At 66.5% G+C, this 19,611-nt stretch carries 17 protein-coding genes; 9 read left to right on the forward strand and 8 right to left on the reverse strand.

The features are described 5' to 3' along the window. The first annotated feature begins 28 nt into the window (after positions 1-28). A complete protein-coding gene (locus ACYSM9_RS05325; RefSeq protein ID WP_461855969.1) occupies positions 29-883 on the forward strand; it encodes a prephenate dehydratase in 855 nt (284 codons plus the stop codon). Here the strand turns inward: ACYSM9_RS05325 and ACYSM9_RS05330 are convergent. Then, positions 856-2,784, reverse strand: a complete 1,929-nt coding sequence (locus ACYSM9_RS05330; RefSeq protein ID WP_461855970.1) for an FAD-binding monooxygenase — start codon at positions 2,782-2,784, stop codon at positions 856-858. The two genes, ACYSM9_RS05325 and ACYSM9_RS05330, sit on opposite strands and share 28 nt — an antisense overlap. Positions 2,785-3,009: 225 nt before the next feature. Between ACYSM9_RS05330 and ACYSM9_RS05335 the strand changes: the two genes are divergently transcribed. The 7 genes from ACYSM9_RS05335 to ACYSM9_RS05365 are packed head-to-tail and all read left to right on the forward strand — an operon-like array spanning position 3,010 to position 10,944. Beyond that, complete coding sequence (locus tag ACYSM9_RS05335) at positions 3,010-4,473, forward strand: fumarylacetoacetate hydrolase family protein (protein WP_461856049.1); 1,464 nt, start codon at positions 3,010-3,012, stop codon at positions 4,471-4,473. Continuing rightward, positions 4,466-5,155: a GntR family transcriptional regulator gene (locus ACYSM9_RS05340; RefSeq protein WP_461855971.1), complete on the forward strand. Its 690-nt coding sequence runs from the start codon at positions 4,466-4,468 to the stop codon at positions 5,153-5,155. Before ACYSM9_RS05335 ends, ACYSM9_RS05340 begins: the two co-directional genes overlap by 8 nt. Before the next feature lie 30 nt (positions 5,156-5,185). Beyond that, positions 5,186-6,697 (forward strand): 5-carboxymethyl-2-hydroxymuconate semialdehyde dehydrogenase, encoded by a 1,512-nt coding sequence (gene hpaE / locus ACYSM9_RS05345; protein WP_461855972.1) that lies wholly within the window; start codon positions 5,186-5,188, stop codon positions 6,695-6,697. 37 nt (positions 6,698-6,734) lie between these two features. Next, positions 6,735-7,820 carry a 3,4-dihydroxyphenylacetate 2,3-dioxygenase gene (gene hpaD / locus ACYSM9_RS05350; protein ID WP_461855973.1) on the forward strand — a complete coding sequence of 362 codons (1,086 nt, stop codon included), beginning with the start codon at positions 6,735-6,737 and terminating at the stop codon, positions 7,818-7,820. Between the two features lie 2 nt (positions 7,821-7,822). After that, entirely contained in the window at positions 7,823-8,608 is a 786-nt protein-coding gene (gene hpaH, locus ACYSM9_RS05355) for a 2-oxo-hept-4-ene-1,7-dioate hydratase (protein ID WP_461855974.1), read from the forward strand. Continuing rightward, positions 8,593-9,414, forward strand: a complete 822-nt coding sequence (locus tag ACYSM9_RS05360; protein WP_461855975.1) for an HpcH/HpaI aldolase family protein — start codon at positions 8,593-8,595, stop codon at positions 9,412-9,414. Before hpaH ends, ACYSM9_RS05360 begins: the two co-directional genes overlap by 16 nt. Before the next feature lie 21 nt (positions 9,415-9,435). Next, positions 9,436-10,944 carry an NAD-dependent succinate-semialdehyde dehydrogenase gene (locus tag ACYSM9_RS05365; RefSeq protein ID WP_461855976.1) on the forward strand — a complete coding sequence of 503 codons (1,509 nt, stop codon included), beginning with the start codon at positions 9,436-9,438 and terminating at the stop codon, positions 10,942-10,944. A 100-nt stretch (positions 10,945-11,044) separates the two neighbouring features. Here the strand turns inward: ACYSM9_RS05365 and ACYSM9_RS05370 are convergent, their stop codons facing one another. Next, on the reverse strand, positions 11,045-12,604 hold the full coding sequence (locus ACYSM9_RS05370; protein ID WP_461855977.1) for a right-handed parallel beta-helix repeat-containing protein: 1,560 nt from the start codon (positions 12,602-12,604) through the stop codon (positions 11,045-11,047). Between the two features lie 373 nt (positions 12,605-12,977). Here ACYSM9_RS05370 and ACYSM9_RS05375 point away from each other — a divergent pair, with 373 nt between their 5' ends. After that, entirely contained in the window at positions 12,978-14,387 is a 1,410-nt protein-coding gene (locus tag ACYSM9_RS05375; protein ID WP_461855978.1) for an aldehyde dehydrogenase family protein, read from the forward strand. A gap of 63 nt (positions 14,388-14,450) precedes the next feature. Here the strand turns inward: ACYSM9_RS05375 and ACYSM9_RS05380 are convergent, their stop codons facing one another. From ACYSM9_RS05380 to ACYSM9_RS05405, 6 genes are all read right to left on the reverse strand, one after another. Then, positions 14,451-14,837 carry a hypothetical protein gene (locus ACYSM9_RS05380; protein ID WP_461856050.1) on the reverse strand — a complete coding sequence of 129 codons (387 nt, stop codon included), beginning with the start codon at positions 14,835-14,837 and terminating at the stop codon, positions 14,451-14,453. A 195-nt stretch (positions 14,838-15,032) separates the two neighbouring features. After that, on the reverse strand, positions 15,033-15,458 hold the full coding sequence (locus ACYSM9_RS05385; protein ID WP_221387433.1) for a heat shock protein transcriptional repressor HspR: 426 nt from the start codon (positions 15,456-15,458) through the stop codon (positions 15,033-15,035). A gap of 15 nt (positions 15,459-15,473) precedes the next feature. After that, positions 15,474-16,445 (reverse strand): DnaJ C-terminal domain-containing protein, encoded by a 972-nt coding sequence (locus ACYSM9_RS05390; RefSeq protein ID WP_461855979.1) that lies wholly within the window; start codon positions 16,443-16,445, stop codon positions 15,474-15,476. Positions 16,446-16,539: 94 nt separating this feature from the next. Next, a complete protein-coding gene (locus tag ACYSM9_RS05395; protein ID WP_461855980.1) occupies positions 16,540-17,256 on the reverse strand; it encodes a nucleotide exchange factor GrpE in 717 nt (238 codons plus the stop codon). A 2-nt stretch (positions 17,257-17,258) separates the two neighbouring features. Next, on the reverse strand, positions 17,259-19,130 hold the full coding sequence (gene dnaK / locus ACYSM9_RS05400; protein ID WP_461855981.1) for a molecular chaperone DnaK: 1,872 nt from the start codon (positions 19,128-19,130) through the stop codon (positions 17,259-17,261). Positions 19,131-19,377: 247 nt separating this feature from the next. Further along, positions 19,378-19,605 (reverse strand): hypothetical protein, encoded by a 228-nt coding sequence (locus tag ACYSM9_RS05405; RefSeq protein WP_461855982.1) that lies wholly within the window; start codon positions 19,603-19,605, stop codon positions 19,378-19,380. Between the last annotated feature and the right edge of the window lie 6 nt (positions 19,606-19,611).

The following is a 19,611-nucleotide window of genomic DNA, read 5'->3' on the forward strand; positions in this document are numbered from 1 at the left end:
GGCGCCGGGCCGTGAAACCATACGGATCATGGCCTCCAAGATTGCGTACCAGGGTGAGCCCGGCGCCAACTCCAATATCGCGTGCAAGCAGATGTTCCCCGACATGGAAAGTGTCCCGTGCGCCAGCTTTGAGGACGCCTTCGAACTGGTGGCCAGCGGCGAGGCGGACCTGGGCATGATCCCGATCGAGAACTCGATCGCCGGCCGGGTGGCGGACATCCACATCCTGCTGCCGCAGTCCAACCTGCAGATTGTGGGCGAATACTTCCTGCCCATCCACTTCGACCTGCTGGGCATCCCGGGCAGCAGCATCGAGGCCGCCACGGAGGTGCACAGCCACATCCACGCGCTGGGGCAGTGCCGGAAGCTGATCCGCGAGCACGCCCTCAAGCCCGTCATCGCCGGTGACACCGCCGGGTCCGCCCGCGAGGTGGCCGAGTGGAACGATCCCCGCAAGCTCTCCCTCGCTCCCCCGCTGGCCGCGCAGATCTACGGCCTCGAGGTCCTGGCCTCACGCGTGGAGGACGACCCCTCCAACACCACCCGCTTCGTGGTCCTGGCCCGGGAAACGGCACTGCCGGCCCGGGAGGAACTTCCCGGCCCGGCAGTCACCAGCTTTGTGTTCCGCGTCCGCAACGTCCCCTCCGCCCTCTACAAGGCGCTGGGCGGCTTCGCCACCAATGGCGTGAACATGACCCGGCTGGAGAGCTACATGGTGGGCAACGAGTTCGCCGCCACCATGTTCATGGCCGACGTCGAAGGCCACCCAGAGGACCTGCCGCTGAAGCTGGCCCTCGAGGAACTGGACTTCTTCACCACCGAGGTGCGGATCCTCGGCGTGTATCCGGCGGCGGACTACCGGGCGGCGGCTGCCACGGCCTGACGCGGCTGGTTCGCCCCGCCGGGGCGCTGGAGCAGGGGCCCGAAGAACGCGCCAAGTTCCGCTGTTGCCGTGAGCGGCAGGACGTTGGCGACGTACTGGTCGGGGCGGACCACCACCACGACGCCGTTGCGGTCGAGCCCGCGCAGGTCGAAGATGTCCGCCTTGGGGTCGGTGGCGTAGACCTTTTCGTAGTCGGTCAGCTTGAACGGGCCCACCTGCGGCTTGAAGACGGCAGGGACGGCACCGATGTCGACGGCGGTATGCGGCTGCTGGTAAATGACCTTCAGGTCGAACCACGCGTCCGGGTCGGCGCCGGCAGGGGTGGCGGACAGCGGCGATTCCGGCGAGTTGGCGAACCATCCGGCCAGCTTGTCCGTGGCCGACTCCGTGCCGGGCAGGGCAGCGTCGGCGAACACGTAGATCCGCCAGCGGCCGTCAGCGGTGGCGTGGTGGCCCAGGTGGATGGGGTTGGTGTCGCCCACGCGGACCACGGGCGCTGATTTGAAGCGTTTGCCCACCGGGAAGCCGGTTGCGAGGTCCTGGTGCCCGGCGCTGCCGATGATCAGCGACGGCGCGTACTGGGTCATGAATCCGGCCGGGAACTCCGCGGTGCGGACGTAGAAGTCCTCGAGGTCGGAGGGGTGGTCAAAGTCCTCCGGCTTCTTGGCCATCATGGTGGACCATTCCTTGTCGAAGTCGATCAGGTTCTTCGCCACCACCTGCCGCTCCCCGGAGTAGGTGCTCAGCAGGCTTTCCGGGCTGCGGCCCTCCAGGACGTGCCCCAGCTTCCAGGCGATGTTGAAGCCGTCCTGCATGGAAACGTTCATGCCCTGGCCGGCTTTGGCGCTGTGGGTGTGGCAGGCGTCGCCGGTGATGAACACGCGCGGGGTGCGGGTGCCGCGGTCCTGCGGCAGGACGTCGTCGAACCTGTCCGTGAGGCGGTGCCCCACCTCGTAGACGCTGTGCCACGCGACGTTGCGGACGTCCAGCGTGTAGGGATGGAGGATCGCGTTCGCCTTGGCGATGATCTCCTCGATGCTGGTGTTCCGCACGGCGTGGTGGGTGGCGGGGTCCACCTCGCCCAGGTCCACGTACATGCGGAACAGGTGCCCGCCCTCGCGCGGAATCAGCAGGATGCTGCCCTCGGCGCCCTGGATGGCGCACTTGGTGCGGATGTCCGGGAAATCCGTGACGGCGAGGGTGTCCATGACGCCCCAGGCGTGGTTGGCCTGGTCCCCGGCCAGCGTGCAGCCGATCGCCTGGCGCACCTTGCTGCGGGCGCCGTCGGCCCCCACCACGTACTTGGCCCGGACAATGCGTTCCTGCCCCTCATTCGGGCCCATGGTGTGCCGTAGCGTCACGGTCACCGGGTAGTCGCCTTCGCCGGTGACCTCGAGGCCTTCGAAATCGTAGCCGTAGTCGGGCTTCAGGCGGGTGGGCGCGTTGGCCGCGAACTCCGCGAAGTAATCCAGCACGCGGGCCTGGTTGACGATGAGGTGCGGAAATTCGCTGATGCCCGTTTCGTCGTCCACGGCGCGGGCCGCCCTGATGATGTTGGCGTGGTTGGCGGGGTCCGGCTTCCAGAAGGCCATTTCCGTGATGCGGTACGCCTCGGCGATGATGCGCTCGGCGAAGCCGAAGGCCTGGAAGGTCTCGACGCTGCGTGCCTGGATGCCGTCCGCCTGGCCAATGGCGAGCCGTCCGGGGCGCCGTTCGATGATGCGGGTGCTCACGTTGGGGAACATGGACAGCTGCGCTGCGGCGAGCATGCCGGCGGGGCCGGTGCCCACGATCAGCACGTCCATTTCCTCCGGGAGTTCCTCGGGGCGGTTGAGGCCGATGCCGGCTGCTGGCTGGACCCTCGGGTCACCGGATACGTAGCCGTGGTGGTGGAACTGCACGGGATGTCCTCACTTCGTTGTGGTAATCAGGATTGTTCTATATCAGAACAACAAATTCGATAATCGAAAACTTGGAGTGTGGCTTCCACTGTACGCCGGATGTGACGGAGGCGACAAGTGGGCGGCGCCTTGCCGATGGGGCTGCGGAAAAACCGGGGGTTGACGAAGGAATGGAAGACGGGGATAGTGATCGTATACGATTTCGTACCTGATGAGGAGAAGGCTTTGGAGCAGGTCAACGGCGACACCCTGGCAGCAGCACACAAGGTGATCGCAGTGCACATCAACTACCCCAGCCGGGCCGCCCAGCGTGGCCGCACTCCGGCCCAGCCGTCCTACTTCCTCAAGCCGTCGTCGTCCCTCTCCCTCAGCGGCAACGCCGTGGAGCGCCCGGCCGGGTGCGAACTGCTCGGCTACGAGGGCGAGATCGCCCTGGTCATCGGCAAGGCCGCCCGCCGTGTTTCACTCGAGGATGCCTGGAGCCACGTTGCGGCCATCACCGCCAGCAACGACCTCGGCGTATACGACCTGCGCTGGGCGGACAAAGGCTCCAACCTCCGGTCCAAGGGCGGGGACGGGTTCACCCCGGTGGGCCCGGCACTGATCCCGGCAGACGCCGTCGACCCTTCACAACTGCGCATCCGCACCTGGCACAACGGTGACCTGGTGCAGGACGACACCACTGAAGACCTGCTGTTCCCGTTCGCGCGGCTCGTCGCGGACCTGTCCCAGCTGCTCACCCTTGAAGAAGGCGACATCATCCTCACCGGCACCCCCGCCGGCGCCTCCGTCGCCAAGCCGGGCGACGTGCTGGAAGTCGAAGTGGGCACGCTCGACGGCGGCCTCACCACCGGGCGCCTGGTCACCTCGGTTAAGGAAGGCACGACGGCGTTCGCGGACTTTGGTGCCCAGCCCAAGGTGGACGACCTGCAGCGCGAGGAAGCCTACGGGTCCCGCGAAGCAGCGGGGCTTCCCGCCGTCGGGCCCGTCCTCTCCCCGGAGCTGAAAGCGAAGCTGGAATCCGTGGCCACTGCCACCCTGTCCTCGCAGATGCGCAAGCGCGGCCTGAACAACGTCAGTATCGACGGGCTGCAGGCAACCCGCCCGGACCGCAAGGTGGTGGGCCTGGCCCGCACCCTGCGCTACGTGCCTAACCGGGAGGACCTGTTCAAGACCCACGGCGGCGGCTTCAACGCCCAGAAACGCGCCATCGACTCCGTCAACGAGGGCGAAATCCTGGTCATGGAAGCCCGGGGCGAAAAGGGCACCGGCACCGTGGGCGACATCCTGGCCCTTCGCGCCCAGGTCCGCGGCGCCGCAGCCATCATCACCGACGGCGGCGTCCGCGACTACAGCGCGGTCGCGGACCTCGAGATGCCCACCTGGTTCGCCAACCCGCACCCTGCCGTCCTGGGCCGCCGGCACATCCCCTGGGACACGGATATCACCATCGCCTGCGGCGGCGCCACGGTCCAGCCGGGCGACATCATCGTGGCCGATTCCGACGGCATCCTGGTGGTCCCGCCCGCCATCGCCGACGAACTCGTAGACGACTGCATCCAGCAGGAAAAGGAAGAGGCCTTCATCTTCGAGATGGTCAAGCAGGGCAACAGCGTGGACGGGCTCTACCCCATGAACAAGGAGTGGCAGGCACGGTACAAGGAATGGGAAGGCAACGCCGATGACTGAGACAGCATTGACCGGCGGGCCGGAGCTCTCCGCTGCCCCCGCAGGCAGCAAGGCCGAGCAGGCCTACCGGGCGGTCAAGGCCCGGATCGTGGAAGGCACCTACACTCCCGGGTACCGGCTGGTCCTGGGCAGCATCGCCAAGGACCTGGGATTCAGCGTGGTCCCGGTCCGGGAGGCCATCCGCCGGCTCGAGGCCGAGGGGCTGGTGACCTTCGAACGCAATGTGGGCGCCACCGTGGCCGGGATCGACCCCACCGAGTACCTCTACACAATGCAGACCCTGAGCATCGTGGAGGGTGCCGCCACCGCGCTGTCCGCACCGCTGATCGATCCCGCGGCCGTGGCCCGGGCCCGCGCCGTGAACGAGGAGATGCGCGCATGCCTGGACCACTTCGATCCGGTGCGGTTCACCCAGCTCAACCAGGATTTCCACAGCGTCCTGTTCGAGCACTGCCCCAACCCGCACATCCTGGACCTGGTGCACCGCGGCTGGAACCGGCTGGCAGCCCTGCGGTCCTCCACGTTCCGCTTCGTCCCCGGCCGCGCCCGCGACTCCGTCGAGGAACACGAAAACCTGCTCCAGCTCATCGAAACCGGCGCCGACGCCGACACGATCGAAAAAGCCGCCCGGCTGCACCGAACGGCGACCCTGGACGCCTACCTCGCCCAGACCAACCACTGACACCACTGACACCCAGTTAGGACTTCAACGATGACGACCTCTGTAGAAACCAGCAAGCACTATGTCCCTGAGGACCTGCCCACCCACATCCAGCACTACATTAACGGCCAGTTCGTTGATTCGGTGTCCGGGAAGACCTTCGACGTCCTGGACCCGGTCTCCAACCGGAACTACGCCACCGCCGCGGCCGGGCAGAAAGAGGACATCGACCTCGCCGTCGCCGCCGCCCGCGAAGCTTTCACCAACGGCCCGTGGCCGAAGATGAAGCCCCGTGAACGGGCCCGCGTCCTGAACAAAATCGCCGACGCGGTCGAGGCCCAGGAAGCACGCCTGGCCGAACTCGAAACCTTCGACACCGGCCTGCCGATCACCCAGGCCAAGGGGCAGGCCCTGCGCGCGGCCGAGAACTTCCGTTTCTTCGCGGACCTGATCGTGGCGCAGTTTGACGATGCCATGAAGGTTCCGGGTTCGCAGATCAACTACGTGAACCGCAAGCCGATCGGCGTCGCCGGGCTCATCACCCCGTGGAACACCCCGTTCATGCTCGAGTCCTGGAAACTCGCCCCGGCCCTGGCCACCGGCAACACCGTGGTCCTCAAACCGGCCGAGTTCACCCCGCTGTCCGCGTCCCTGTGGGCCACGATCTTCAAGGAAGCCGGCCTGCCGGACGGCGTCTTCAACCTGGTCAACGGCCTGGGCGAGGAAGCCGGCGACGCGCTGGTCAAGCACCCGGACGTCCCGCTGATCTCCTTCACCGGCGAAACCACCACCGGCCAGACGATCTTCCGCAACGCCGCCGCCAACCTCAAGGGGCTGTCCATGGAGCTCGGCGGCAAGTCACCCTGCGTCGTGTTCGCTGACGCAGACCTGGACGCCGCCATCGATTCGGCCCTGTTCGGCGTCTTCTCCCTCAACGGCGAGCGCTGCACGGCAGGCTCCCGCATCCTGGTGGAGCGGGCCATCTACGACGAGTTCTGCGAAAAATACGCCGCCCGGGCCAAGAACATCGTGGTGGGCGATCCCCACGACCCCAAGACCCAGGTGGGCGCCCTGGTCCACCCGGAGCACTACGAGAAGGTGGCCTCCTACGTGGAGATCGGCAAGTCCGAAGGCCGGCTCCTGGCCGGCGGCGGCCGCCCCGGCCACCTGCCCGAAGGCAACTACATCGCACCCACGGTGTTTGCCGACGTCGCGCCCGACGCCCGGATCTTCCAGGAGGAAATCTTCGGGCCCGTCGTAGCCATCACGCCGTTCGAGAACGACGACGAAGCCCTCGCCCTGGCCAACAACACCAAGTACGGCCTGGCCGCCTACATCTGGACCCAGAACCTCACCCGGGCCCACAACTTTTCCCAGAACGTCGAGGCCGGCATGGTGTGGCTGAACAGCCACAACGTGCGCGACCTGCGCACCCCGTTCGGCGGCGTCAAGGCCTCCGGCCTGGGCCACGAGGGCGGCTACCGCTCCATCGACTTCTACACCGACCAGCAGGCCGTCCACATCACGCTCGGCTCCGTGCACACCCCCAAATTCGGCGCCTAAGCGCTCCTTCCCCACCTTTCAAAGAAGAGAGAACACCATGACCAACTTCGTTCCCACCCCCACCGTCCCGGCTCCGGACATCGTGCGCTGCGCCTACATGGAGATTGTGGTCACCGACCTCGCCAAGTCCCGCGAGTTCTACGTGGACGTCCTGGGCCTGCACGTCACCGAGGAAGACGAGAACGCAATCTACCTGCGCTCCCTCGAGGAGTTCATCCACCACAACCTGGTGCTGCGCAAGGGCCCCATCGCCGCCGTCGCCGCCTTCGCCTACCGGGTGAAATCACCGGCCGAGGTGGACGCCGCCGAGGCCTACTACAAGGAACTCGGCTGCCGGGTGGAGCGCCGCAAGGAAGGCTTCACCAAGGGCATCGGCGACTCCGTCCGCGTCGAGGACCCGCTCGGGTTCCCGTACGAGTTCTTCTACGACGTGGAGCACGTGGAGCGCCTCACCCAGCGCTACGACCTCTACTCCGCCGGGGAACTGGTCCGCCTGGACCACTTCAACCAGGTCACCCCGGACGTCCCGCGCGGCCGCGCCTACCTGGAGGACCTGGGCTTCCGCGTCTCCGAGGACATCAAGGATGCCGACGGCGTCACGTACGCCGCGTGGATGCACCGCAAGCAGACCGTGCACGACACCGCGCTGACCGGCGGCAACGGCCCGCGCATGCACCACGTCGCATTCGCCACGCACGAGAAGCACAACATCATCCAGATCTGCGACAAGATGGGCGCCCTGCGCATCAGTGACAGGATCGAACGCGGACCCGGCCGGCATGGCGTGTCCAACGCGTTCTACCTCTATATCCTGGATCCGGACGGGCACCGCATCGAGATCTACACCCAGGACTACTACACCGGCGACCCGGACAACCCCACCATCACCTGGGACGTCCACGACAACCAGCGCCGCGACTGGTGGGGCAACCCGGTAGTCCCGTCCTGGTACACCGAGGCCTCCCTGGTCCTGGACCTGGACGGCAACCCGCAGCCCGTCATCGTCCGCGAGGAAAAGTCCGAGATGGCCGTGACCGTGGGCGCCGATGGCTTCTCCTACACCCGCAAGGACGGCAACCCCGAAGGTGACCGCACCGGTTTCAAGCTGGGAGTCCAGGTCTAGCTATGCTGGAGCCAACGACGATTGAGGCCATCGCGGACGAGCTGGTGGAAGCCGGCCGGACCCGCACCCCTGTCCCCCGCCTGACGGCCCGCTACCCGGAGATGACGGTCGAGGACTCCTACGCCGTCCAGCAGTTGTGGCGGCGCCGGAACGAGGAAGCCGGCCGGACCCTGGTGGGGCGCAAGATCGGCCTCACGTCCAAGGCCATGCAGGCCGCCACCGGCATCACCGAACCCGACTACGGCGCCATCTTCGACGACATGGTCCTGGACACCGGCTGCTCCGTGGAATGGGACAGGTACACGCACCCCCGGGTGGAGGTGGAGCTCGCGTTCGTCCTCAAGGACGGGCTCAAGGGCCCCGGCGTGACCATCTTCGATGTCCTGAAGGCCACCGACTACGTGGTTCCGGCCCTCGAGATCCTGGACTCCCGGATCGAAATGGAGGGCCGGACCATCGTGGACACCATCTCGGACAACGCGGCCATGGGCGCCATGGTGATCGGCGGAAACCCGGTCAAGCCCGACGCCGTGGACCTGCGCTGGGTCTCCGCCATCCTCTACAAGAACCAGACCGTAGAGGAAACCGGCGTCGCCGCCGGCGTCCTGGACCACCCCGCCAACGGGGTCCACTGGCTGGCCAACAAGATCGCCGCCCACGGCGACGCCCTCAAGGCCGGGGACATCATCCTTGCCGGGTCCTTCACCCGCCCCATGTGGGTGTACAAGGGCGACACCGTCCACGCCGACTACGGACCACTGGGGAGCGTGACGTGCCGTTTCGGATAACGGATACCTTCCGCGACGCCCTTGCCGCGCAGAAGAACCAGGGCGAGGCAGGCCGGCCGTTGGCCGGCATGTGGGTCTGCTCCGGCAGCCCACTCATCGCCGAGCTGTGCGCCGGGTCCGGCCTGGACTGGCTGCTGGTCGACGCCGAACACTCCCCCAACGGACTCGAGTCCATCCTCGCCCAGCTCCAGGCCATCCACGGCTACCCGGTCCACACCCTGGTCCGGCCGCCCGTGAACGACACCGTAGTGATCAAGCAGTACCTGGACCTGGGCGTGCAGAACCTGCTGATCCCCATGGTCAACTCGGTCGCCGAGGCCGAAGCCGCGGTGGCTGCCACCCGCTATCCGCCGCAGGGCGTCCGCGGGGTCGGCTCGGCGCTGGCCAGGGCTGCCCGCTGGAACCGGGTCCCGGACTACCTCGCCCGCGCCAATGAAACCATCAGCGTCACCGTCCAGATCGAATCCACCGCCGCTGTCGAAGCGGTGGAGGACATCCTCAAAGTCGACGGCGTGGACGCCGTGTTCGTCGGCCCCTCCGACCTCGCCGCGTCCATGGGCCTGCTGGGACAGCAGGAACACCCCGAGGTACGCGCCGCCGTCGAACACTGCCTCTCCGCCGCCAAGGCAGCCGGGAAGCCCGCAGGCGTCAACGCCTTCAACCCCGACACCGCCCGGCACTACCTCGACCACGGCGCCGACTTCATCCTGGTGGGCGCCGACGTCGCCCTCCTCGCCCGCGGCTCCGAAGCCCTCGCGGCGAGGTTCGTGAAGCCAACCAACGGCGAAACCCGCGCCAGTTACTGACCAACTTTTAGGACTTATGCAATGACAGTCACTTCTGCGCTTTCCCCTGCCCTCTCGCCGGAGCGTGAGTCGTCCCTGCTCGCCTCCGTTCCCACCGGCCTGTTGATCAACGGTGAGTGGGTGGAGGCGTCCGACGGCGGGACGTTCGATGTGCACGATCCCGCCACCGGGGAGGTGCTCGCCACGCTCGCCTCCGCCACCAGCGAGGACGCCCTTGCTGCGTTGGACGCGGCCGACGCCGCGCAGGCCTCCTGGGCGCGCACCGCGCCCAGGACCCGGGCAGAGATCCTGCGCCGCGCCTTCGACCTGGTCGTTGAACGCGCCGAGGACATCGCCCTGCTGATGACCCTGGAGATGGGCAAACCGCTGGCCGAGGCCCGCGGAGAGGTCACCTATGGGGCGGAGTTCCTGCGCTGGTTCGCCGAGGAAACCGTCCGCGACTACGGCCGCTACCTCACCACCCCCGAAGGCAAAAACAAGATCCTGGTCCAGCACAAACCCGTCGGGCCCTGCCTGCTCATCACCCCCTGGAACTTCCCCCTCGCCATGGCAACCCGCAAAGTCGCCCCCGCCATCGCCGCCGGCTGCACCATGGTCCTCAAACCCGCCAAGCTCACCCCACTCACGGCCCAGTACTTCGCGCAGACCATGCTCGACGCCGGCCTCCCCGCCGGTGTCCTCAACGTCGTCGCATCCTCCTCCGCGTCCGGGATCTCCGGTCCGCTGCTCAAAGACTCCCGGCTGCGGAAGGTCTCCTTCACCGGCTCCACCCCGGTCGGTAAGCGCCTTCTGGCAGACGCCGCCCAGAACGTGCTCCGCACCTCGATGGAACTCGGCGGGAACGCACCCTTCATCGTGTTCGAGGACGCCGACCTCGACGCCGCCGTCGAAGGGGCCATGGCAGCGAAGATGCGGAACATGGGCGAGGCGTGCACCGCCGCCAACCGCTTCCTCGTCCACGAAACCGTCGCCGAAGAGTTCACCGCCAAGTTCGCCGCCGCCATGGCCGCCCTCACCACCGGCCGCGGCACCGAACCGGACACCACCGTCGGCCCGCTCATCGACGCCGGCGCCCGCGACGACGTTCACGCGTTGGTGCGTGCCGCCGTCGACGCCGGCGCGGTGGCGGTCACCGGCGGGGCACCCGTGGATGGGCCGGGCTATTTCTACCAACCCACCGTCCTGGCCAACGTCCCCAACAACGCCGCCATCCTCTCCCAGGAAATCTTCGGCCCCGTCGCCCCCATCACCACCTTCAGCACCGAACAAGAAGCCATCACACTCGCCAACAACACCGAATACGGCCTCGCCTCCTACCTCTACAGCCGCGACTTCAACCGCCTTCTGCGCGTCGCCGAACAGATCGAATTCGGCATGGTCGGCTTCAACGCCGGGGTCATCTCCAACGCCGCAGCACCCTTCGGCGGCGTCAAACAATCCGGCCTGGGACGCGAAGGCGGCACCGAAGGCATCGCCGAATACACCACCACCCAATACCTCGGCATCGCAGACCCCTATGCCGGCCACTGAACCCGCCAAACTGGCCCAGTTATCACAAGCAGGACCCCGAAAAATCGGGGGTTCTGCGCTGTCGGCGCCCCAAACCTGGGCCAGTGTGGCAGGGCAGCCACTAGAGCGTGTTCGCCACCAGGATCAGCGTATTGGCAGCGTTCCTGCTGAGGTGCTTTTGCGACTGGGCCTCGAGCTCCTGGATGAAGGCGCCCAACTCGTGGTCCGCCAGCTTGTCCAGAAGGCTGTCCTTCAGGCCCTGGCTGTCGATGTCGCCCGAGCTGCCGTAAACATTCACGAGCTTCTGCAGCGCTGCATAGGGATCGCCCTGATCGGCCAGGTAGCCCAGGCCGTTCTGCTGCAGGGCTGTGCCCGCCAGTGGCTTCATGAACGATACGTCCGGGGGGGAGCCATCCGCTTTCCTGGGTGCTGTCAGCTGGTGCATGTCGAGGCTCTCGAAGTCCCCGGCGGCAACGTCGAGGCCACCGTTAATGGTCCAGGAATTGTTTGTCTCGTTCTCTGCCGGGGTGTTGTCGTTCGAGGTCGGTGCACCGGCGTAGGCCAGGTTGTTGTGCAGGACCTCCCGGTACCCGGCAATGTTGTCCGGGCTGGTGGGGCTCACTCGCTCCAGCATGTTGAAGTTTGCGCCGTACCCCGGCTTGTAGGCCGTGTTGTTGATCCAGAACGCGGATTGGCCCGGCTGATGGTTGGCGTAGAAGTTGTTGCCGCCGTTGTCCGCAGCCAGCGAGTTGATGACGGTATGCAGTGGGATGGGGTCGGGGAGTCCCTGGGTGCGGTAGGCGTATCCCCCCACCTTGAACCCGTTCTTGTCGCCCACCCCGTCCTGGTTGCCATGGTGGTCGAAGGACCAGTCGTTCACGTAAGTGACGCGCCCCTGGGACGTGATGCTGTCGAAGCCGTCGTCGCTGTTGTGCCAGGCCCGGTCATTGATGAACCACACGTCCTTTGCGTGGGCGCCGAATCCGTCCGTGTTGCCGGCCGACAGGGCCGTGGGACCAATGTTGTCGTACGCATCGCTGTTCAGCACCACGCCGGTGCCGTCCATCGTGTAATAGAAGCCGACTGCTTCATTGCCATGGGCGGCCATGTTCACGAAGTTGGCACCACCGGCAATCCTGAACGCCTCGGATTGCTTCTGCGCACCGACCTTGACGCCCGTCACGTCGAATCCGACGAAGTTCACTCCGGTTACCTGCGTTCCCACGTAGAAGGCAGCCACGCGTTGATCGGTCGGCACATTGCTGAAGTCGAAGACGGGCCGGTCATCTCCCGGGTAGCCGGCGTAGGTGATGCCGCTCTTAGAGATGTCGTTCACATAGTGATAGACGTCTTCAAACGGATTGGCGGTTTCGGGTATATCGAACTGATCGTAGATCCCGCCGCGGATATAGACGGTGTCTCCCGCCGCCGCTGCCGACTGCGCCCTCATCAACGTCTTGAAGGGTGCGTCCTGCGTTCCCGGATTGCTGTCATCTCCGCTTGGCGAAATGAAATAGGCATTCGATTCGGGCGATGACCTGCCGCCCAGCACATTGAGTACTGAGAGCGCAGAATCCTGCGTACTGTCTGCGTCGGCCGCGTTAGCGGGGGCAGTGAAGCCCAACCCTCCCAGCACGCAGGCGCTAATGACAGCCACTGCTACAGGCTTCGAATTCTTCACGGACACTACTCCTTTGTAAGTCTCTTCATGGCGCTCCCCGGGTCCCCGCGCGCCCAAGGTGAACCCATGGTTGGTTGGGGAGGACGGTGGATGAATCGATTCAAGCAGACGGAAAGCGCTTTCACAAAACTTTGGGTGGTGCCGCCGGCCGGACTGGCCCACTTTTGGCAGGCCTGCCTCCGTGGGGACGCGCCCCCGCCATGGACAGGTCCGTGAAAAGTGGGCCAGTGTGACACTTGGCCGCCAGCGTTCGCTCCAGCACAAGTGCTCTGCACACAAAGACAAGAGCCCCGCCGGGGACACGCACCACACTGGGAAGCAACCCGCTACGCCGCCCGGCTGGCGTCCTTGCCTACTCGAAGTGGAGTAAACCTTGGAAACCTACGATGCGCTTCTCGCGTCCCTTGCCCCCGCCCCCGGCACCGGCCGGACCATCTTCGACCCGGCGACCGGAGAAGCGGTGGGCGAAGCCCCCATCCATGACCTCGACTACCTGGAAAATGCCATCGACGTAGCCGTCGCATCCCAGCCGGCCTGGGCAGCCCTGGGCCACGACGCCCGGTCCGCCGCGCTCCTGAAGGCAGCCGACGCCGTCGAACGCTCCGCCGAGGAACTCGCCCAGCTGCTCTCCCGCGAGCAGGGCAAGCCGCTCAACGGCCCCAACGCCCGCTTCGAAGTGGGCGCCTGCGTCGCCTGGCTGCGCGCCACCGCGGGCCTTCCGCTGGAACCGGAAACCATTGTGGACGACGGCGATACCCGCGCCGTGCTTCAGTACAGGCCCATCGGCGTTGTCGCCGCCATCGGTCCGTGGAACTGGCCGATGATGATCGCCGTCTGGCAGCTCGCCCCCGCCCTGCGGATGGGCAACACGGTGGTGGTCAAGCCGTCGGGCAACACCCCGCTCTCGGTCCTGGCCCTGGTCAAGGTCCTCAACGAGGAACTTCCCGAAGGCGTCCTCTCCGCCGTCTCCTGCGGCCGCGAGGTGGGCGCCCGGCTCACCGACCACCCCGCCATCGGGAAGATCATGTTCACCGGCTCCACCGCCGGCGGCCGCGCCATCATCAAATCCTCCGCCGACACCGTCAAGCGGCTCACCCTGGAACTTGGCGGCAACGACGCAGGCATCGTCCTGCCCGACGCCGACCCCAAGGCCATCGCGCAGGACATCTTCTGGGGTGCGTTCCTGAACACCGGCCAGACCTGCGCGGCGCTCAAGCGCCTTTACGTCCACGACGACATCTACGACGCCGTCTGCGAAGAACTCACCGCCGTGGCCAAGGCCATGCCCATGGGCAACGGCCTGGACGAAAACAACGTCCTCGGCCCGCTGCAGAACAAGACACAGTACGACGTCGTGGCGAACCTCGTGGAGGCAGCGAAGACTTCCGGGGCGCGCGTCCTCCTCGGCGGCAACCCGGACAAGGACCAGCCCGGCTACTTCTACCCCACCACCCTGGTGGCCGACATCGACAACGACAACCCACTGGTGGCCGAGGAGCAGTTCGGCCCTGCCCTGCCGATCATCCGGTACAGCACCATCGACGAGGCAGTGGAAAAGGCGAACGCGCTCGACGTCGGACTGGGCGCCTCCGTCTGGTCGCCGGACCGGAAGGCCGCCCGCGAAGTCGCCGCCCGCATCGAGGCCGGAACGGTGTGGATCAACCGGCACGGCGCCGTGGACCCGCGCATCCCCTTCGGCGGGGCGAAGCAGTCCGGCTACGGCGTCGAGTTTGGCGTCGAAGGCCTGAAGGCGCTCGGCGTGCCGCAGGTCATCAACGGCTGAGAGGTCCTGGAAACGGGAGCCCCGCATGCTCAACGTGCGGGGCTCCCGGGCTTTTGGTCACGGTTACCCCATCGCGGGGGCGGCGGACGTGCGTCCGGCGAACTGCCGCCGGGCCCAGCGGGCAAGCTTCTTGCCCTTGCCCTTCCACCAGTTGTCCTCGTCCTGGTCGTGGTGGAACCGGAAGACGATGGCCACGAGCACGAACATGCCCATCACCACGTCAATCCAGGAAGCCAGCACCAGGGCAATGAAGACCGTCAGGGCATTGGCCATGATCGACGGTATCGCCAGGGTCCGGAACACCGTGCTGGCCACGTAGCGCCGGTGCGACCGCGGGACGGAAAGCTCCCGGACCATGTCGAAGCAGACGCAGACCACCACGATGGTCTGCCCGATGGCCAGCAGGATCTGGCCCGGCATTGAGCCGCTGAACGCGGCGACGGCCTGCATGCCCGGGCTCATGGCCGGGCCCCGCCATTCAGAGCGTCATTGAGAACCTTGAACACGGAAAACCCCCAGAACTTGTGGAACCACCGCCGTTGGTCCGGCGATGGTTCCATTCAAGTTTTGGGGGCCTTTTCGGTCACGAGTAGTGGGTACTCAGTTTTTCCGGGTCCGCCGGCCAGCGGTACTTACTGCCTGCGCTCATTGGCCGATCGCCCGCGGGCGCCACAGCACCACGGCCTGCGACCGGGGCCGCGGCCGCTGGCCCCGGGCCAGGCTGACCACGTCACCTGCTGCGCCGGCGGCAAAGATGCGCGAGTCGAAAGCCTGCGGCCTGCGGCCCAGTTCCTCGGTCAGTTCGGCAACCCGGCTTTGAAGTGCGGCCACCTGGTTCTCGAGTTCCAGGATGCGTTTTATCCCCTCCAGCGACACGCCCTCCTGGGAGAGCCGCTGCACTTCCCGCAGCATGTTCACGTCACGCTGCGAGTAGCGCCGGGACTTCCCGGGGGCGCGGCTGGGCTTGACGATGCCCAGCCGGTCATACTGCCGCAGCGTCTGCGGGTGCATGTCCGCCAGCTCAGCCGCCACGGAAATCACGAAGATGGGCTGGTCAGCATTGATGTCCACCGCTCACCTCCGCTCCTAGAGCCGGGCCTTGGCTGCCAGGCCCTCACGGACATCGGCCGACGACGTCGCCTCGGCAAAAGCCTTGACCGCGGCTTCGGCGTCCTTGTTCAGGTTCTTGGGAACGGCGACGTCGATGGTCACCAGCAGGTCGCCGGTGGCCTTGGACGTCTTCACGCCTTTGCCCTTGACGCGCAGGGTGCGTCCCGACGGCGTCCCGGCCGGAACGCGGACCTTCACCTTGTCGCCGTCGATCGTGGGCACCTCGATGTCGGCGCCCAGGGCAGCCTCCGGGAAGGTGACGGGAACGTGGATGCGCAGGTTGTCGCCGTCGCGGGTGTAAAAGGCGTGCGGCTGGACGGAGACGGACACCACCAGGTCGCCGTTGCCGGCGGCACCCGGCTGGCCCTTGCCGCGCACGCGGACTTTCTGGCCGTCCTTGATGCCTGCAGGAACCCGGACGTCGATCACTTCACCGCTGGGCTCACGCAGGCCGATGGTGGTGCCTCGGATGGAACCTGCGAACGAAATGCTCGTCGAGGCGGTCCTGTCGGCGCCCCGCTGCGGCGTCCGCTGGAAGCCGGGCGCGCCGCCGAAGCCGCCGAACAGGTCGGCGAACTCGGGCGGGATTCCACCGGCAGAGGGGTTGAAGCCGCCGGCGTGGCGTCCGGTGTTGCCGGTGAACAGTCCGCCGAACATGTCCTCGAACCCGCCGTTGCCGCCACCGGCACCGCCGGGGGCAAACCGGGCGCCGCTGCCCATGGCCCGGATAGCGTCGTACTGCTGGCGCTCGTCGGGATCCGAGAGCACCGAATAAGCCTCGGAGATGTCCTTGAATTTCTTTTCGGAAGCAGCGTTTCCCGCGTTGGTGTCAGGGTGGTGCTGCCGCGCGAGCTTCCGGTAGGCCTTCTTGATATCGGCGTCGGAAGCGTCCTTGGCAACACCAAGGATCTTGTAAAAGTCCTTGTCCACCCAATCCTGGCTAGCCAATGGCGTTTCCTTTCAAAAATTTGTGCCGAGATGGCAGTTCGCGCCAATGTTCTTTCGAATCACTGCCGCGAACTGCCATTTCGCTGATGCAATGCTACGCAGGGACTGCGACGATGACCTGGGCCGCGCGCAGGACCCGTTCCCCTGACTTGTAGCCGGAGCGGAGCACCTGGCTGACGGTGTCAACCTCGATGTCCTCGCCGGGCTGCTGGATCAGGGCCTCGTGGATCGTGGGGTCGAACTCGACTCCCGTCTCGTTGATCCGGACCAGGCCGTAGGTCTTGAGCGCGTTCTCCAGCTTGATGGCGATCGCTGCGAATGGACCGTCGGTGAGGTCGCCGTGCTGCCGGGCGGCGTCGACGTCGTCCAGGACCGGGAGCAGGGAGTTCAGGACGCCGATGACGGCCATCTCCCCTGCCACGGCGCGGTCGCGTTCAACGCGCTTGCGGTAGTTGACGTACTCGGCCTGCAGGCGGAGGAGGTCATTGCGCAGTTCCGCGGCCTCGGCGTTGCCTGCGGACCCCGCCGGAGCCCCCTGGGCCACGGATTCCTCGGCCGGCACGTCCATGCCGTTGAGGATCTCCTCGGCCTGGGCCAGCGCGTCGCCGTCGGAATCCGGGCTGCCGGCCTGGGCGCCGGCACCGGGGGCGGCGTGGCCGCCCTCAGCGTGGCTGCCCTCCGGGTGCCGGGCCTGCCCGGTCACCGGGTCAACCTTGCGGTTGTCCCGGATGACCGGCTCCTGGCCGTTGCCCTCCGTGTTCTGCCGGCCCGCGGATGTGTTGTGCTCTTCCTCGTTACCGTGGTGCGGCATGGCTACTTCTTCGCTTCGTCTTCGTCGATGATCTCGGCGTCGACGATGTCCTCGTCAGCCTTGCTGCCTGCAGAAGCGCCCGCGGCACCCTCGGCACCTGCAGCGCCTGCGCCGTCCGGCGAACCGGCCTGGGCGTAGATGGCTTCGCCGAGCTTGGTCTGGGAAGCCTGCAGCTTCTCGAATGCGGACTTCACCGCGGCGTCGTCGGTGCCTTCGAGGGCCTTCTTGAGGGAGTCGACGTCGGCCTGGACCTCGGTCTTGACCTCTTCGGGCAGCTTGTCGGCGTTGTCGGCGATCAGCTTGTCCACGGAGTAGGCCAGCTGCTCGGCGGTGTTGCGGGTGTCGGTGGCCTCGCGGCGGGCCTTGTCCTCGGCTGCGTGCTCCTCGGCGTCACGGACCATGCGGTCGATGTCTTCCTTGGAGAGGCTGGAGCCGCCCGTGATGGTCATGGACTGTTCCTTGCCGGTGCCCTTGTCCTTCGCGGAGACGTGCACGATGCCGTTCGCGTCGATGTCGAAGGTGACCTCGACCTGCGGGACGCCGCGCGGAGCCGGGGCGATGCCGGTCAGCTCGAACGTGCCCAGCGGTTTGTTGTCGCGGGTGAACTCGCGTTCGCCCTGGAAGACCTGGATGGCCACGGACGGCTGGTTGTCGTCAGCGGTGGTGAAGGTCTCGGACCGCTTGGTGGGGATGGCGGTGTTGCGCTCGATCAGGTGCGTCATGACGCCGCCCTTGGTCTCGATGCCGAGGGACAGCGGGGTGACGTCGATCAGGAGGACGTCCTTGCGCTCACCCTTCAGTACACCGGCCTGCAGGGCTGCACCGACGGCCACGACCTCGTCCGGGTTGACGCCCTTGTTGGGCTCCTTGCCGCCGGCCAGTTCCTTGACCAGCTCGGAGACGGCGGGCATACGGGTGGAGCCACCGACCAGCACGATGTGGTTGATGTCGGAGAGCTTGATGCCGGCTTCCTTGATGACATCGTGGAACGGCTTCTTGGTGCGCTCCAGCAGGTCCTTGGTGAGGTCCTGGAACTTGGCGCGGGTCAGCTGCTCGTCCAGGTGGACCGGGCCGTCGGGGGTGACGGACAGGTACTGGAGGGAGACGTTGGTGCTGGAGGAGGAGGAGAGTTCCTTCTTGGCCTGCTCGGCAGCTTCGCGGAGGCGCTGGAGGGCGATCTTGTCCTTGGAGAGGTCAATGCCCTTGACCTTGAGCTGGTTCAGCAGGTAGTCAACGACGCGCTGGTCCCAATCGTCGCCGCCGAGGCGGTTGTCACCGGCGGTGGCGCGCACCTGGATGGTGGAGAAATTGTCTTCGTCCTTGCCGACTTCCAGCAGCGAGACGTCGAAGGTACCGCCACCGAGGTCGAAGACGAGGATGAGTTCGTCTTCCTTGCCCTTGTCCAGGCCGTAGGCGAGGGCCGCGGCGGTGGGCTCGTTGACGATGCGCAGGACGTTCAGGCCGGCGATTTCGCCGGCTTCCTTGGTGGCCTGGCGCTCGGCGTCGTTGAAGTAGGCCGGCACGGTGATGACCGCGTCGGTGACCTTTTCACCCAGGTAGCTCTCGGCGTCGTTCTTCAGCTTCATGAGGATACGCGCGGAGATTTCCTGCGGGGTGTACTTCTTGCTGTCGATGTCCACCTTCCAGTCGGTGCCCATGTGGCGCTTGACCGAAGCGATGGTGCGCTCGATGTTGTTGACGGCCTGGCGCTTGGCGATTTCACCAACCAGGACCTCGCCGGACTTGGAGAATGCAACGACCGACGGCGTGGTGCGGCCACCCTCGGCGTTGGCAATAACGGTGGGCTCGCCACCTTCGAGAACGGAGACGACGGAGTTGGTGGTTCCGAGGTCGATACCTACTGCACGTGACATGTGTTGCTTCCTTCTTTCCTTGGAAACTGGCTGGCGCCCCGAGTGATTGAGCGTTCTGGACTCAACTTTACTCAGGGCGCCCACGATGTCAACCCAAAGTTGAGCGCACTCCACTCAACTTTGGAAGGTGGCGGCAGGACGGCGGCGGGCTTTGCCTTGATTTTGCGGGGTTTCCCGGTTGGGGGCATGCACGACGGCGGCCGGCCCAGTTCGCTGCCGGAGAACAGGGTGCGGAGTGGCCGGCTGCCTACCTGCCGGTGTCCGCGTCGCCGTGCAGCGGGCCGCGCTCTTCAGGGGTGGCCTGGACCTGCCCGTCAGTCAGTCCCTCCCGGATGGCGCCCTCAGCCGGATCGCCGTCGGTTGCTTCGGCGTCGCCGTAGTCGCCGTCGGTGAACTGCCCGCCCTCGCCCTCCATGCCGGGGGCGGCGCTGCCCCTGCGGGGCTCTTCGGCTGCGGATTCAGAATGTTCAGTCATGGCGAT

This window comes from Arthrobacter sp. C152 (genome assembly GCF_054890965.1).